General features: G+C 71.8%; 13 protein-coding genes. 9 read left to right on the forward strand and 4 right to left on the reverse strand.

What is annotated here, in order from left to right; all coding sequences use genetic code 11:
- Window positions 1-18: 18 nt before the first annotated feature.
- Window positions 19-285: a DUF6343 family protein gene (locus tag BMZ82_RS08685; RefSeq protein ID WP_093773829.1), complete on the reverse strand. Its 267-nt coding sequence runs from the start codon at window positions 283-285 to the stop codon at window positions 19-21.
- A 207-nt stretch (window positions 286-492) separates the two neighbouring features.
- Between BMZ82_RS08685 and BMZ82_RS08690 the strand changes: the two genes are divergently transcribed.
- The 3 genes from BMZ82_RS08690 to pip all read left to right on the forward strand — a co-directional run bounded on the left by BMZ82_RS08690 (window position 493) and on the right by pip (window position 3066).
- On the forward strand, window positions 493-1176 hold the full coding sequence (locus BMZ82_RS08690; protein WP_093773460.1) for a class I SAM-dependent methyltransferase: 684 nt from the start codon (window positions 493-495) through the stop codon (window positions 1174-1176).
- Between the two features lie 70 nt (window positions 1177-1246).
- Entirely contained in the window at window positions 1247-2053 is an 807-nt protein-coding gene (locus BMZ82_RS08695) for a uracil-DNA glycosylase (protein ID WP_093773462.1), read from the forward strand.
- Window positions 2054-2118: 65 nt separating this feature from the next.
- Window positions 2119-3066, forward strand: a complete 948-nt coding sequence (pip, locus tag BMZ82_RS08700; RefSeq protein WP_093773831.1) for a prolyl aminopeptidase — start codon at window positions 2119-2121, stop codon at window positions 3064-3066.
- A 243-nt stretch (window positions 3067-3309) separates the two neighbouring features.
- Here the strand turns inward: pip and BMZ82_RS08705 are convergent, their stop codons facing one another.
- Entirely contained in the window at window positions 3310-4044 is a 735-nt protein-coding gene (locus BMZ82_RS08705; RefSeq protein ID WP_256251821.1) for a GntR family transcriptional regulator, read from the reverse strand.
- Between the two features lie 153 nt (window positions 4045-4197).
- Between BMZ82_RS08705 and BMZ82_RS08710 the strand changes: the two genes are divergently transcribed.
- On the forward strand, window positions 4198-5676 hold the full coding sequence (locus BMZ82_RS08710) for an NCS1 family nucleobase:cation symporter-1 (protein ID WP_093773464.1): 1479 nt from the start codon (window positions 4198-4200) through the stop codon (window positions 5674-5676).
- A 5-nt stretch (window positions 5677-5681) separates the two neighbouring features.
- Complete coding sequence (locus BMZ82_RS08715; protein ID WP_256251822.1) at window positions 5682-6413, forward strand: aspartate/glutamate racemase family protein; 732 nt, start codon at window positions 5682-5684, stop codon at window positions 6411-6413.
- Between the two features lie 576 nt (window positions 6414-6989).
- On the opposite strand, the gene BMZ82_RS08725 is transcribed toward BMZ82_RS08715, so the two are convergent.
- Window positions 6990-7235, reverse strand: a complete 246-nt coding sequence (locus BMZ82_RS08725) for a hypothetical protein (protein ID WP_177244433.1) — start codon at window positions 7233-7235, stop codon at window positions 6990-6992.
- Between the two features lie 259 nt (window positions 7236-7494).
- On the opposite strand from BMZ82_RS08725, the gene BMZ82_RS08730 reads away from it, so the two are divergent.
- From BMZ82_RS08730 to BMZ82_RS40615, 4 genes are all read left to right on the forward strand, one after another.
- Window positions 7495-7881, forward strand: coding sequence for a hypothetical protein (locus BMZ82_RS08730; protein ID WP_093773468.1), 387 nt, complete (start codon window positions 7495-7497; stop codon window positions 7879-7881).
- A gap of 295 nt (window positions 7882-8176) precedes the next feature.
- Window positions 8177-10093, forward strand: coding sequence for an FUSC family protein (locus tag BMZ82_RS08735; RefSeq protein ID WP_093773470.1), 1917 nt, complete (start codon window positions 8177-8179; stop codon window positions 10091-10093).
- A gap of 128 nt (window positions 10094-10221) precedes the next feature.
- Entirely contained in the window at window positions 10222-10869 is a 648-nt protein-coding gene (locus BMZ82_RS08740) for a DUF899 domain-containing protein (RefSeq protein ID WP_093773472.1), read from the forward strand.
- Between the two features lie 235 nt (window positions 10870-11104).
- Complete coding sequence (locus BMZ82_RS40615; RefSeq protein WP_093773474.1) at window positions 11105-11281, forward strand: hypothetical protein; 177 nt, start codon at window positions 11105-11107, stop codon at window positions 11279-11281.
- Window positions 11282-11328: 47 nt separating this feature from the next.
- On the opposite strand, the gene BMZ82_RS08750 is transcribed toward BMZ82_RS40615, so the two are convergent.
- Window positions 11329-13383, reverse strand: a complete 2055-nt coding sequence (locus BMZ82_RS08750; protein WP_371271177.1) for an ABC transporter ATP-binding protein — start codon at window positions 13381-13383, stop codon at window positions 11329-11331.
- Window positions 13384-13392: the final 9 nt, after the last annotated feature.

Consider the following 13392-nt stretch of genomic DNA (forward strand, 5'->3'; position numbering starts at 1 on the left):
GGTTGCCAGGGCTGATCGTCACGGGGGACGGTGCTCAGGCGGCAGATACGGTGGGATGTCGGGGCCCGGCTGATAGTGGGGGCCCTGCCGGATGTGCTTGAGGATCATCATCAGATCGACGGTGGCCACCAGCCACAGCACCCCGCACGCCACCGCCCACCCCGGGCGGCCCACCAGGGCGAACACGGCCGTCCCGAAGATCGCCCAGGCCAGTCCCCACAGGGTCAGCCACAGACGCAGCCTCAGCGCGCTGCGCGCTGTCGTCGGCTCACTGCCCGTACGCATCCCGATCACCGCTCCTCCTTGCAACGTACTCCTCGGTCCGGACCTTCTCCAGAGGCGTTCCGACAGGCTCCGCGACGCCGTCCGCCCGGCGACTCCGACAGCGTCCGCACCTGCTCGAACACAGCGGCGATCCCTCGAACGAGTGAACCGATGGAGATGCGGAACTGCCGGACACGGGCGGGCCGTTGAACGGGCATGCGACCAGAAATGCGAGAGGGATACGAGGGAACGGGCCCCGGTGCGATCACTCCGGACGGCTGCGCGGTCGAGTTCTACTCCCGCCTGCCAGTGGGGGACGAACCGGACGTCATCTCCGCGGCGGTGCCCGCCGGCGCGCACATCCTGGAGCTTGGCAGCGGAGTCGGGCGAGTCACCCACGCCCTGCTGGAACGGGGGTTCACGGTCACAGCGGTGGACGAGTCCGCCGACATGCTGGAGCGCGTCCGTGGGGCGCGCACGATATGCAGCCCGGTCGAGGATCTCGACCTGGGAGAGACATTCGACGTGGTCATGCTCGCGTCCTTCCTCGTGCACAACGCGGACATCGAGCTACGGCGAAGAATGCTGCGCGCCTGCGCACGACACCTCGTGAAGGGCGGGTGCGTCCTGATCCAACGAGAGGGCGAGAACTACCACTCCGACCTGCCACGCGAACGCATCGACCCCAGCGGCTTCACCGTACGGATAGTCTCCGCCGGTCCCGTCCAGAACGGCGTCCACTCGGTGCGCGCGGAGTACGAATTCCCGGACGCCGTCTGGACCCAGACATTCCGCTCCCGCCCGCTGACCAAGCACCAGTTCGAGGAGGCACTGAAGGAGGCCGGCCTGAGGGTCGACCGGTATCTGACGGAGGACCGGATCTGGGTGAGGGCGGTGCCGGGGGAGGAGTAGGCGGAGGGAGGGGGAGGGGGGGAGGGCCCCTCCCCCGGGGATTCGTCTGGCTCGGTCTTACGCTGGAGGAATGGCCGTCCCCGACGTTCCTGCTGTTCCCGACGCCTCCTCCGGGGCCGCCCCCGCGCTCGCCCGCGCTGTCGCCCTCGCCGAGCTGGATCGGCAGGTCGCGGGGTGTGGGGCTTGTCCTCGGTTGGTGGACTGGCGTGAAAAGGTGGCTCGTACCAAGCGGGCGGCCTTTGCCGACTGGACGTACTGGGGGCGGCCCGTGCCCGGGTTCGGGCCGCCCGATGCCCGGCTGCTGATCGTCGGGCTCGCACCGGCCGCGCACGGTGGGAACCGTACGGGGCGTATGTTCACCGGAGACCGTTCCGGGGACGTGCTGTACCAGGCCATGTACGACGTGGGGCTCGCCTCGCACCCCACCTCCGTCTCCGCCGACGACGGGCTGGAACTGTACGGCGTGCGCATCACCTCGCCCGTGCACTGCGCGCCGCCCGCCAACAAACCCACCCCCGGCGAGCGGGACGCCTGTCGGCCCTGGCTCGTGCGGGAGTTGCGGCTGCTGCGGCCGACGCTGCGCGCGGTCGTCGTGCTCGGCGCGTTCGGCTGGCAGGCCGCGCTGCCCGCGTTCGCCGAGGCGGGCTGGACGGTGCCCCGGCCGCGGCCCGCCTTCGCGCACGGGGCGCGGGTGCGGCTCGCGGGTCCGGACGCCGGCCAGGGACAGGGGCAGGGACAGAGACAGAGGCAGGGGCGCGGCCTTGACGTCTTCGGCTGTTTTCATGTCAGCCAGCGCAACACCTTCACCGGCCGCCTCACCCCCGAGATGCTGCGGGATGTGCTGCGTACGGCTGCGGGGGCGGCGGGGCTGCTGTGAGCCGGTGAGCCTGTGAGCCGGGAATCGACGTGGTGACGGCGGGGCGGGGGTCGTACGGTGCCGGGATGAGCCTGTATCCGGAGATCGAACCGTACGACCACGGCATGCTTGATGTCGGGGACGGTAATCGCGTGTATTGGGAGACCTGCGGGAACCCGCGGGGCAAGCCCGCGCTGGTGTTGCACGGGGGGCCGGGCTCCGGGTGCACACCGTATTTCCGGCGGTTGTTCGACCCCGCCGCGTACCGGATCGTGCTGCTCGACCAGCGCGGGTGTGGGCGGTCCACCCCGCACGCGAGTGCGTACGGCACTGACATGAGCGTCAACACGACGGCGCGGCTGCTGGCCGATCTGGAGTCGTTGCGGCGGCGGTTGGGGATCGGGCGGTGGCTGGTGTGGGGCGTGTCGTGGGGGTCGGTGCTGGGGTTGCGGTACGCGCAGACGTATCCCGGGGTGGTGAGCGAGCTGGTGCTGACCGGGGTCGCGACGGGGTCCGAGGCCGAAGTCGAGCTGTTGACCAGGGGGTTGGGGAAGGTGTTCCCGGAGGCGTTCGAGCGGTTTTTGGCGGGGTTGCCGGAGGGCGCGGCGCGGGACGGCAACCTGGCCGCCGCGTACAACAGGCTGCTCGAGTCGCCCGATCCCGGGGTGCGGGCGCGGGCGTGGACCGACTGGGAGACGGCGATCATTCCGGCACCGCCGCGGTCCGTCCAGCGGTTCGAGGACCCGGAGTTCCGGATGGGCTTCGCCCGTACGGTCACCCACTACTGGGGCAACGGCCAATTCCTGGACGGGGAGGGCGCGGTGCTGCGCGACGCGCACCTCCTCAAGGGCGTCCCCGGCACCCTCGTGCAGGGCAGCCTCGACTTCGGCAACCTCCTCGGCACCGTCTGGCAGCTCCAACACGCCTGGCCCGACTGTGAGTTGGTGGTCGTGAGCGAGGCCGGGCACGACGCGGGGGCACCGGGTGTGAGGGAGGCGCTGGTCGCGGCCACCGACGGGTACGCCCGGCGCTGACACCGGCGCTGACATGGCGCTGACACCGGCTCGGTCAGGCGGTGCGGGCCGCGGTGATCGGTTGGGACGAGACCTGGTGGGCGGTGTTGACGTCCCGGCGAGTCCGGGGGCGTGCGGTGCGTCGGTGGCGGCGCCCGCCGGCACCGACGCCGAGCCCGCCCGGGTTCGTTCGCTCCGTCCCGTATCCGTCGTCCAGCCGGTGTCGGACGTCTGCCGAGCGTCTGTCCGAAAGGTCGGCGGAGTCTAGGCGGACGGCTGTGCAGATGCCGGTGCGGATGCCTGTGTGGCCGGGGCTTCGGAGAGTGACTCGGGCGAGGCTTCGGACGGGGGCTCGAAAAGGTGCCGCACCGTGGAGCGGTAGTTGGCCTGTACGTGGCTCAGGGCGTGGGCGCGGGCGCGCTCGGGGTCGCCGGAGGCGATGGCGTCGTAGAGGTCCTGGTGTTCGGTGAGGAGTTGGGGCCATTCCTCGTTGCGTCGGGTGAGCCATTGCAGGCGGCCGCCGACCGGTTCCATGACGGAGATCAGCAGGGTGTTGCCGGCCATGGCGAGGAGGCGGTCGTGGAAGCGGGTGTTGACGGCGGTGATCGCCTCGGCGTCCCCGGCTTCGGTGGCGCTCGTCGCGCTCGCCAGCAGTTCCCGTAGTTCCGCGAGGTCCTCCGGGGTCGCGCGGGTGGCGGCCAGTCCGGCCGCGTACACCTCCAACGCCTCGCGCAGCTCGAAGAGTTCCTTCACGTCGGTGGGGCTCAGCCGCCGCACGACCGTACGGCGCGGGGTCTCGAACAGGACGAAGCCCTCGGCGACCAGGGCCCGGATGGCCTCCCGGACCGGAACCCGGGAGACGTCGAAGCGGTCGGCCAGCTCGCGTTCGACGAGCCGGTCGCCGGGGCGCAGCCGGCCCGAGATGATCTCCTGCCGCAGGGTCCCGAGGACGCGTTCGCGCACCGCTCCGATCGGCTCGATCGGTTCGATCTTCGTCATAGGGCCATCCTCGCCGATGCGAGGGTGCTTTTACGGAGCCGTAACGGGATGGACATTGGTCAGGATGCTTGACGGCGAGACCATGTCGGGAGTTTGGTATACCAAACGATCGGCCTAGTAGTCCTCCTCCGTCCCCTTGCCCATGGAGGCCCCGTGTCCCTCGCCGACAGAGCCGAAGTCACCGAAGCACCGCCGTTCGTCCCCGATCCCCGGCTCACCAACGAAGACCTCGCGCCCGCCGAGAAGCGGAACTGGAAGGTCTTCGACCTCTTCGCCATGTGGATGTCGGACGTCCACAACCTCGGCAACTACACCTTCGCCGCCGGCCTGCTGGTCCTCGGCATGAACGTGTGGCAGATCTTCACCTCCCTCCTCGTCGGCTTCATGCTCATCTACATCGGCATGAACTGGATGGGGAAGATCGGCCAGCGCCACGGTGTCCCCTTCCCGGTGGTCAGCCGCATCAGCTTCGGCGTCTGGGGCGCCAACATCCCGGCCCTCATCCGCGCCGTGATCGCCATCATGTGGTACGGCATCCAGACCTACCTGGCCTCCGTCGCCGTCAACGTGATGCTGCTGGCGGCCTGGCCGGGCCTGGAATCCTGGACGCACAGTTCCTTCCTGGGCCTCGACGCGCTCGGCTGGATCTCCTTCCTGTCGCTCTGGCTGGTCCAGGCGCTGATCATCAGCCAGGGCATGGAGTCGGTGCGCAAGTTCCAGGACTTCTGCGGCCCGGCGATCTGGCTGGTGATGATCGCACTGGCGATCTGGGTCCTGTCCAAGGCCGGCTGGACGATCTCGCTCACCTCCACCCCGCACCCCGTCTCCGTCGGCGAGCAGTGGCGCCAGTGGTTCGGCGCGATCGGCCTGATCCTCGCCACCTACGGCACGCTGATGCTGAACTTCTGCGATTTCTCCCGCTTCGCCCCCGACTACAAGACGGTCCGCCGCGGCAACTTCTGGGGCCTGCCGCTCAACTCGACGGCGTTCGTGGTCGTCTCCGTGATCGTCACCGCCGGCTCGCTCGAGGTGTTCGGCGAGGCCATCACCGACCCGGCGGAGCTGGTCGCCAAGGTCGGCAACACCTGGGTGCTGGTCCTGGGCGCGCTCACCTTCGCCATCGCCACCATGGGCGTCAACATCGTCGCCAACTTCGTATCGCCGGCGTACGACCTCGCCAACGTCTGGCCGCAGAAGATCAGCTTCAAGATCGGCGGCATGATCAGCACGGTGGCCGCCCTGGTCGTCACCCCCTGGAACCTCTTCTCCAACCCGACCGTCGTCAACTACTTCCTCGGCGGTCTCGGTGCCTTCCTCGGCCCCCTGTTCGGCGTGATCATGGTCGACTACTACTGGGTCAAGCGCGGCCGCGTCGACGTGAACGAGCTGTTCGACGCCACCCCCGGCTCCCGCTACTACTACCGCAAGGGCGTCAACCCCAAGGCCCTGTGGGCGTTCCTCCCCTCCGCGGGGGTCGCGGCGGTGCTCGCGCTGGTGAAGACGTTCAGCGACGTCGCCCCGTACTCCTGGTTCATCGGGACGGCCCTCGGCGCCGGCCTGTACGTACTGCTGTGCCGCAACGAGCGGACCGCAGAGTCCGAGGTCGCCGCCGAAAAGCCCGTGGAGGTCTGAGAAGCGTGCGGAACGCGCGGGACGTACGGATCGTCGTCACCAACTGCAACACCACGCGGGAGATGACCGAGGAGATCGTGCGAGGTGCCCGGGCTGCGGCAGGCCCGGGCACCGCCGTGACCGGTCTGACCCCCGACTGGGGACCCGAGTCGGCGGAGGGCTGGCTCGACAGCTATCTCTCCGCCGCCGCGGTCATCGACACGCTGCGCACCTACGACGGCCCGCCCTACGACGCCGTCGTCATGGCCGGCTTCGGCGAGCACGGCCGAGAGGGCGTACGGGAGCTGGTCGACGTGCCCGTCGTCGACATCACCGAGGCCGCGGCCCACCTGGCCTGCCTGCTGGGCCGCCGCTACGGCGTCGTCACCACCCTGGAACGCTCCTGCGGCCAGATCGAGGACAGCCTGGAACTGGCCGGGGTGGGCCGCAACTGCGCCGCCGTCGTCGGCACCGGACTCGGCGTCCTCGACCTCGGCGACACCGACCGCACGGAGGAGGCCTTCCTCGCCGCCGCCGAGCGGGCCCGGGACGCGGGAGCCGAGGTCCTGGTCCTGGGGTGCGCCGGGATGACGGGACTGCAGCGGACGGTGGGGGAGAAGCTCGGCCTTCCGGTCGTAGACGGGGTCGGGGCAGCGGTGAAACTGGCGGAGGCCCTGGTGGGACTGGACCTGACGACCAGCCGCGCGGGGAGCTACGCGAAGCCGGTCCCGAAGCGGAGGCTCTGGCGCGCCGAGTAAGCGAAGTCCCTGGTGGGCCGGCAGTGGAGTGCACGGCGGATGTGCGGCGGGCTGAGCATCGGAGTCTCCGGCGGGGAGGAGGGGCCGGGCGGCCCAGGCGGATCGGCGGGCCGGGCGGATCGGCGGGCCGGGCGGATCGGCGGGCCGGGCGGATCGGCGGGCCGGGCGGATCGGCGGGCCGGGCAGATCGGGCGGGCAGGACGGGCTGAGCTGGGCGGACCAAGCGGACCAAGCGGACCAAGCGGACCGAGCGGAAGCGGGTGGACCAGGTTGCCAGGGTGGGCTTGGGCGGGCAGGGCCAGGCAGGCTCGGCTGACCGAGCTGACCGAGCTGACCGAGCTGACCGAGCTGACCGGGCTGACCGGGCTGACCGGGCTGACCGGGCTGACCGGGCTGGCAGGGCCAGGCAGGCGGACCGGGCGGGCGGCCCAGGCTGCCAAGAGTGGGCTTGGGCGGCCCGAGCCAGGCAGGCTGGGCTGACCGAGCCGACCGGGCTGTCCGAGCGGATCGGGTTGGCAGAGTGGGCCTGGGTGGACAAGCGGCCCGCGTACGGCTCCCGGACGGCGACGGCCTTGTTCACGGTGACTCCTCCCGTCCGCCGGCCCGTGGGGCGCGCCTTTTCAGGAACTCATCGCCGCGCTCGGCCGCCTCGACCCGCTCGACGCGGTAGAGGCGCACTTGTGGTGCGGCCCGCGCGCGTGGGTCGAGGCTGAGTCGGTCCGGTGGCCCGAGTAGTTGGTGCACCAGCGCGCCCGTCCATCCCCGCATCCGCAGTCCGGCCAGCGATACGTACCGCCGTCCGTCCTCCACGTACCTCTCCAAGACCCGCTCCCCCCGCCGCACTCCTGTCGTGACGCTCTGTGACGACATACTCCCCATTGAAGCGCGCCCCACTGACAATCGCCTCGCGGCGGATAACCGTTGGACAACCCCGCGCGCCCCTCGCCACGCTTCCTCCCATGCGGAGCATGCGAACCATGACGAGTGTGCGGACCGTGCGCGGCAAGCGCGCGGGTCGTTTCACGGCGGCGGACTTCTTACGGCCACGCCGGAAGTCCCGGCGGGCCCCCGGAGGTCTGCCATGTCCCGTACCGTCCACCACATCCGCCCCCGGCACCGCGTCCACCCCGCGCACGGGGTGCCGTCCGAGCGCCTGCTGGCGGACAGCGGCCACGCTCTCGGCGAACTCCGTTACAGCGCCGAGGAGTTGACCCGCGCCCGCCGCGAGCGGCGACGCCCGCTCCCCGTTCCGCTGGTGCGCGCGTTTCGCGCCTACACCTACCCCCGGTCCCTGAACGCGCACATCGACGGCCCGTACGAGTCCCGTGCGCGCGCCGCCCTCTCCGTGTTCCGTTCGACTGCCCGCAACCACCTCCGCGCCGCCCCACCCGGCACCCTCCTCACCGCGGCCGTGGACCTGGACCACCCACCGACCCGACACCGCCACCGCAACCTGTGGGAGTGCTGACCCGGCTGTCCCGGGCCAACCGCCCCGACCCGCAGCGCCGGTGTGCGACCCGGCCCCCGCTCCCCGTTTCCGGCCTTGCGTTCATAAAGAACTCGGGATTCCGGCCGGGCGACACCTCACGGAGACGCAACCGGCCCGACCTCGCCAGGTTCGCCCCGTACCGTGGACACCACAGTTCGCCAGTTCGCCGCCGACCTGATCCGCCGACTCGACTCGACTCGACTCGGCCTGACTCGACCGCCCCGGCCACCGTCGCCCGAAGGCACGCCCCCGCCCTCGTCACGACAGGAGCTTCGTGTCCCCGCGCTCGTCCGTACCCGTTTACTCCCGTCACTCCCGCGCGTTCGCCGCTCTCCCGCCCTGGCTCGCCCACCCGCTGCGCGCCCAGCGCGGGCCGGTGCCCTGGAGCGCGGTCACGCGCGGGGCGCTCGCGGCGGGACCCCTGCTGCTCGTCGGCATCCTCGTCGACCGCACGTCCCTCGGGGTCGTCGCCGCCATCGCCGCCATGCTCGCCGGGATCAACGACCGGCCGGGCAGCCGGCGGGTCTCCGTCCGGAGGCTCGGGGAACCGGCGCTCGCGGGAGCGGGCGGGCTGCTCGTCGGGACGTACGCCGGGGATCACGTCGGGGCGGTCGCGCTGACGGCCGTCCTCACCGGCCTCGGGCTCCTCGCCGGCGGGATGAGCGCCATCGGGCCCGTCGCCTCCGGGGCGGGCACGCAGTTGCTGGTCGGCGCGGCGATCGGCGCCGGGATGCCGGTGCCGGAGCCGGGCTGGACACTCGCCCTCGCCTTCCTCGCCGGGGCGGTGTGGCTGCTCGCACTGCGCCTCGCGCTGCCCACGCCGGGGGCGATGACCGGCGACTTCCGTTTCGACGGGGAACGGGACGCGGTGGCCCGGGTGTACGACGCCGTCGCGGAACTGCTCGCCGCCGCCGGCACCGAGCACGCCACCGCCCGCCGCTCCGCCCTCACCGCCGCCCTCGACCACGCCCAGGACGCCCTCGCCGGGCCCCGGCTGCGGCGCTACGCCAGCTCCTCGGCCGAACGGCGGCTGCACGCCCAGTACGCCGCCGCGCTGCCCCTCGCCGAGGCCGCGACCGCGCTCGCCTGGGCCGGGGAGCCCGTCTCCGAACGGGCCCTGGCCGGACCCCGACGGCTCGCCGCCGCCGTACGCGAGGACACGCGCACCGGGCCGTTGCCCGCGCCCTCCCGGTCCGCGCCCGCGCTGCGCGCCCTCGACGACGCGCTGCTGCACGCCGCCGACGCCTTCGACGACGGCGGCGGGGGCGACCTGCACACCCGCCGGCGCGGCGCCCGAGCCCTGCTGCGCGCCGCGTTCGGGGCGGGCGGGCGCGAGTACGGGCTGCGGGTCGGCCTCTCCTTCGGGGCGAGCGCCGCCATCGCGCAGGCCCTGCACCACTCCCACTGGTACGGGCAGCACACGCACTGGTACTGGCTGCCCGCCACCGCCGTCTTCCTGGTCAAGCCCGACCTCGGGCCCCTGGTGTCCCGGGTGCTGTCCCGGGCGGCGGGGACCATGCTCGGGGCGCTGCTCTTCGCCGGGTTCGCCGCCGTACTGCCCCGCCCGGAGGGGCTCGTGGCGCTGGTCGCCCTCTGCGGTGCGCTGATACCGGTCTCCACCCGGCACTTCGCCGCCCAGACCGCCGTCGCCACCGTGCTCGTGCTGTCCCTGGTGATGGTCGGCGGGGAGCCGCAGGCCTCCGTCAGCCGGATCGCGGAAACGCTGCTGGCCTGCGCGATTGTGTTGATCGTCGGGCATCTGCCGATGGCGGGGAAGCGGGGCGGCCAGGTCCGCGCCCAACTGGCCGTGGCGGTCGGCGCAGCGCACGCCTACCTCACCCACGTCCTCGTCGGACCCGACGGCTCGGACGACGGCTCCGACGACCGCGCCGTCCGCTGGACCCTGCGCCGTGAGGCCTACCGCACCCTCGCCGAGGCCCGCACCGCCAGCGCCCTCGCCGCCCACGAACTCCCCGCCCTCGCCCGGCACACGGAGGGCACGGACGAGGTCGCCGCCCTCCTCGAACGCCTCGTCGACACCACCACCGCCTGCGCCGTCCACCTCGACGACACCGGCCACCTCACCCCCCACCACCGCCGCCAACTCACCGAACTCCTCACCGAACTCGCCGCACGACGAGAACAGACAGGCCTCCCGGCCACCGCCCCGACCCTGCCGACAGCGGTATAGCCGTTCCTGCCGGTCGGATGCGGGTCACGGAAAATCACCGCACGCGAAAAACGCCCGGCGGCGGCGATGAGTTCCGCGCCGCCCGGAAGTCACCCCCTCCAAGGGACCGTTGCACAGGAGGGGCAGCCATGGCGCATCCGGAGCTCCCGGAGATCGTCTCGCGCGCGCAGTGGCGCGCCGCGCGCGAAGAACTGCTGGCCAAGGAGCACGCGGTGGCACGCGCGCGTGACGCGCTGAACGCCGAGCGCCGCAGACTGCCCAGGGTCGAGGTCGACGAGGAGTACGTCTTCGAAGGCGGCAACGGCAAGGCCGGGCTCCTCGACCTCTTCGACGGCCGTCACCAACTCGTCGTCCACCACTTCATGTTCGCCCCCGAGTGGGAGACCGGCTGCCGCTGCTGCGCGGCCTTCCTCGACCAGGTCGGCCACCTCGCGCACCTGCACGCGCGCGGCACGTCGTTCGCCGCCGTGTCCCGGGCGCCGTTCACGAGGATCCTGCCGTTCAAGGCGCGGATGGGCTGGACGCTGCCCTGGTACTCCTCGTACGACGACGACTTCAACCGTGACTTCGAGGCAACGGTGGAGCAGGACGACGGCGGCCTGGTCGAGCGGCCCGGAGTCAGTTGCTTCCTGCGCGAGGGCGACCGCGTCTTCCATACGTATACGACGTTCGAGCGCGGGCTCGACCGGCTCGGCCCGGCGACCAGCTTCCTGGACCTCACGGCGCTGGGATCCGAGGGCCCCGCACGCGTCCGATACCACGACGAGTACGAGTGACGTGTATGAGCGACGTGTACAACGACCCGTACGAGTGATGTGCACGTTCTGAACACGACAAGTGCGGAGGTTGACACAGAAGGTGTCCGAGATGTTCGAAAAGTGACCGGATCCTCACAGTCCGCGCCGAAGCCGTGTCAACTACGTCTCAGTCCCGCAATCGGGCGAGGCATTCGACGTCCGATGAGCGTTAACTCCTACAAGCATGACGCTCATCGGAGGTCGGAGGTGCGAGATGGTGAACGGGCGGACCGTGCTCGAACGCTTTCCCGCGGGTGGACCGCGCGGGTCGTGGCCGGCGGAGGAGTTCGCGCACGCGCGGCGCATGGAGGGGCTGCCCGCCGAGGTCGTCATGGACCTCGCCACGGACACGTTCCTGGTGATCGTCCAGGGCGGCGACGCCACACAGTGAGCCGTCGGCCGGCCCGATGGGCGGCCGGACAGCCCGCCTGCGTCGGATCAGCCCGCCTGTGACGGGGCGGGCACCCGGGTCGTGAACTGATCGGCCTGGAGTGCGTACAGCTCGGCGTAGACGCCACCGCCCGCCAGCAGCTCGTCCGGAGTCCCGGACTCCACCAGCCGGCCCTGGTCGAGGACGTGCACCAGATCCGCGTGCCGGACCGACGCCAGCCGATGCGTGATCAGGACGACCGTCTGTCCGCTGTCGGCCAGCGCGCGGATCTTCTCGAAGACCTCCAGCTCGGCCCGGGCGTCCAGCGCCGCCGTCGGCTCGTCCACGATCAGGATGCGCCCGCGCCGGTAGGCCGCCCGCGCGATGCCGAGGCGCTGCCACTGACCGCCGGACAGCTCGTGACCGCCGCTGAAGTGCCGGGCCAGCAGGGTGTCCAGACCGCGCGGCAGATCCGCGACCACGTCCTCCGCGCCCGCCTCCGCCACCGACGCGGCCAGCCGCTCCTCGGTGAGCGGCGCGGCGCTGCGGCCGATGGCGACGTTGACGCGGGCCGTGAACGGCCACCGCTTGAAGTCCTGCGCCACCATGGCCACCCGCTCGGCCAGTTGGTGCCGGTCCGCGCCCGCCGCGTCCACGTCGTCCCACAGGATCCGCCCCCGGTCCGGCTTGTACAGCCCGGCCAGCAGCTTCACCAGGGTCGTCTTGCCGGAGCCGTTCTCGCCGACGAGCGCGATGATCCGGCCGAGGGGGAGCGCGAGGCTGATGTCGTCGAGGGCGGGGCGCGCCGCCTCGCCCGGGTAGCCGAACGTGACGTTCTCGAAGCGGATTTCGCGCGGATCCTCCGGCAGGGCCGTACCGCCCACCGGGATCGCCCGTTCGGCCGCCTCGACGTACAGGCGTTGCAGGTCGCCCACGAACAGGGCTTCCTCGTGCAGTTGGTTGACCTCCAGGACGAGGGTGTTCAGGCTCGCCGAGCCGCTGCGGATCGCGATCACGGCCGTGCCGGCCACCGCCAGCGCCATCGTCTTGGTGAGCAGCAGGGCGCCGAGCGTGGCGTAGGTCGCCAGGGTCGCGAGGCCCGTCCAGGTCGCCGCGATCAGGCCGGTGCGGGCGGCGAGCCGGGCCAGCCGGGCCTGCTCCGCCTCCGCGGTCTCCGACATCGCGCGGAAGTGCCGCAGCAGGAAGGGCCCGACGTCGTGGACGCGGATCTCGGGCGCGGCCTCCGGCTCGGTGAGGAGACCGGCGATCAGATGACCCGCGCGCGCGTGCTGCACCCAGGTGTGGAACGACTCGTAGCGGCGCCGGGCGTTCGTCAGGGCGCTCCAGGCACTGGGCAGCGTCATCGTCACCAGCAGCGGCAGCAGGAACGGGTGCAGCACGGTCAGCACGCCGGCCGCCGCGGCCAGCGAGATCATCGCGTTCACCACGCGCGTGCCGTGGCTGATCATGTAACGGCTGGACCGGGCGCCGTACTGCGCGGTGTCCAGCAGCTTGTGGAAGGCGTGGTCCTCGATCGCGGCGAGCTCCACGGCGGCCGCCCGCTCCAGATACAGCTCGGTCGCCACCCGCTCCACCTTGGGCTCCAGCCGCCCGGTGGCGTACGTCGACGCGGCCCGCAGCACCACTCCGACGAGCAGGACGACGGCCACGGCGGCCAGCGCGGGGGCGGCGCCGTGCAACCGGTCCTCGATCGGGCCGCCGGTGATCAACCGGCCCAGCACGCTGTTCACCGCGAGCAGACTCACCGCCTGCGTCACGCCCCGGCCCACCTCCGCGACCAGCACGATCCGGGCGGCGCGCGGGTCGGCCTGGTGGGCCAGCCGGAAACTGGCGGCGAGGAGGGAGGGCAACTCGGTGATCATGGCGCGGAAGTTCAGTTCCAGGAAGGCGTCCGTGTGCTGGTTCCAGCCCATGTCGTAGCGGAGCGGGCCGCCGAACAGCAGCCGCTCCGACTCGGACACGTCCCGCTCGTCGGAACCCTGCGCCTTCCGCGCCCCCTCCGCCCCCGCCGCCCTCTCCGACGGCTGTGACCGCGCCGCCTTCTCCGACTTTCCCGTCCTTCTCGTCTTCTTCGGCTGCTGCGCTTCCTCCGCCTGTTCCACCGTCGGCCT

Source organism: Streptomyces sp. yr375 (genome assembly GCF_900110755.1).
In the GTDB taxonomy this organism is placed as follows: domain Bacteria; phylum Actinomycetota; class Actinomycetes; order Streptomycetales; family Streptomycetaceae; genus Streptomyces.

Excerpts from the sequence above, each read along its gene's own strand:
- BMZ82_RS08685 (WP_093773829.1), bottom strand. The coding sequence starts at position 285 with ATGCGTACGGGCAGTGAGCCGACGACAGCGCGCAGCGCGCTGAGGCTG.
- BMZ82_RS08705 (WP_256251821.1), bottom strand. The coding sequence starts at position 4,044 with ATGACGAAGATCGAACCGATCGAGCCGATCGGAGCGGTGCGCGAACGC.
- BMZ82_RS08730 (WP_093773468.1), top strand. The coding sequence starts at position 7,495 with ATGTCCCGTACCGTCCACCACATCCGCCCCCGGCACCGCGTCCACCCC.
- BMZ82_RS08690 (WP_093773460.1), top strand. The coding sequence starts at position 493 with ATGCGAGAGGGATACGAGGGAACGGGCCCCGGTGCGATCACTCCGGAC.
- pip (WP_093773831.1), top strand. The coding sequence starts at position 2,119 with ATGAGCCTGTATCCGGAGATCGAACCGTACGACCACGGCATGCTTGAT.
- BMZ82_RS40615 (WP_093773474.1), top strand. The coding sequence starts at position 11,105 with ATGGTGAACGGGCGGACCGTGCTCGAACGCTTTCCCGCGGGTGGACCG.
- BMZ82_RS08740 (WP_093773472.1), top strand. The coding sequence starts at position 10,222 with ATGGCGCATCCGGAGCTCCCGGAGATCGTCTCGCGCGCGCAGTGGCGC.
- BMZ82_RS08695 (WP_093773462.1), top strand. The coding sequence starts at position 1,247 with ATGGCCGTCCCCGACGTTCCTGCTGTTCCCGACGCCTCCTCCGGGGCC.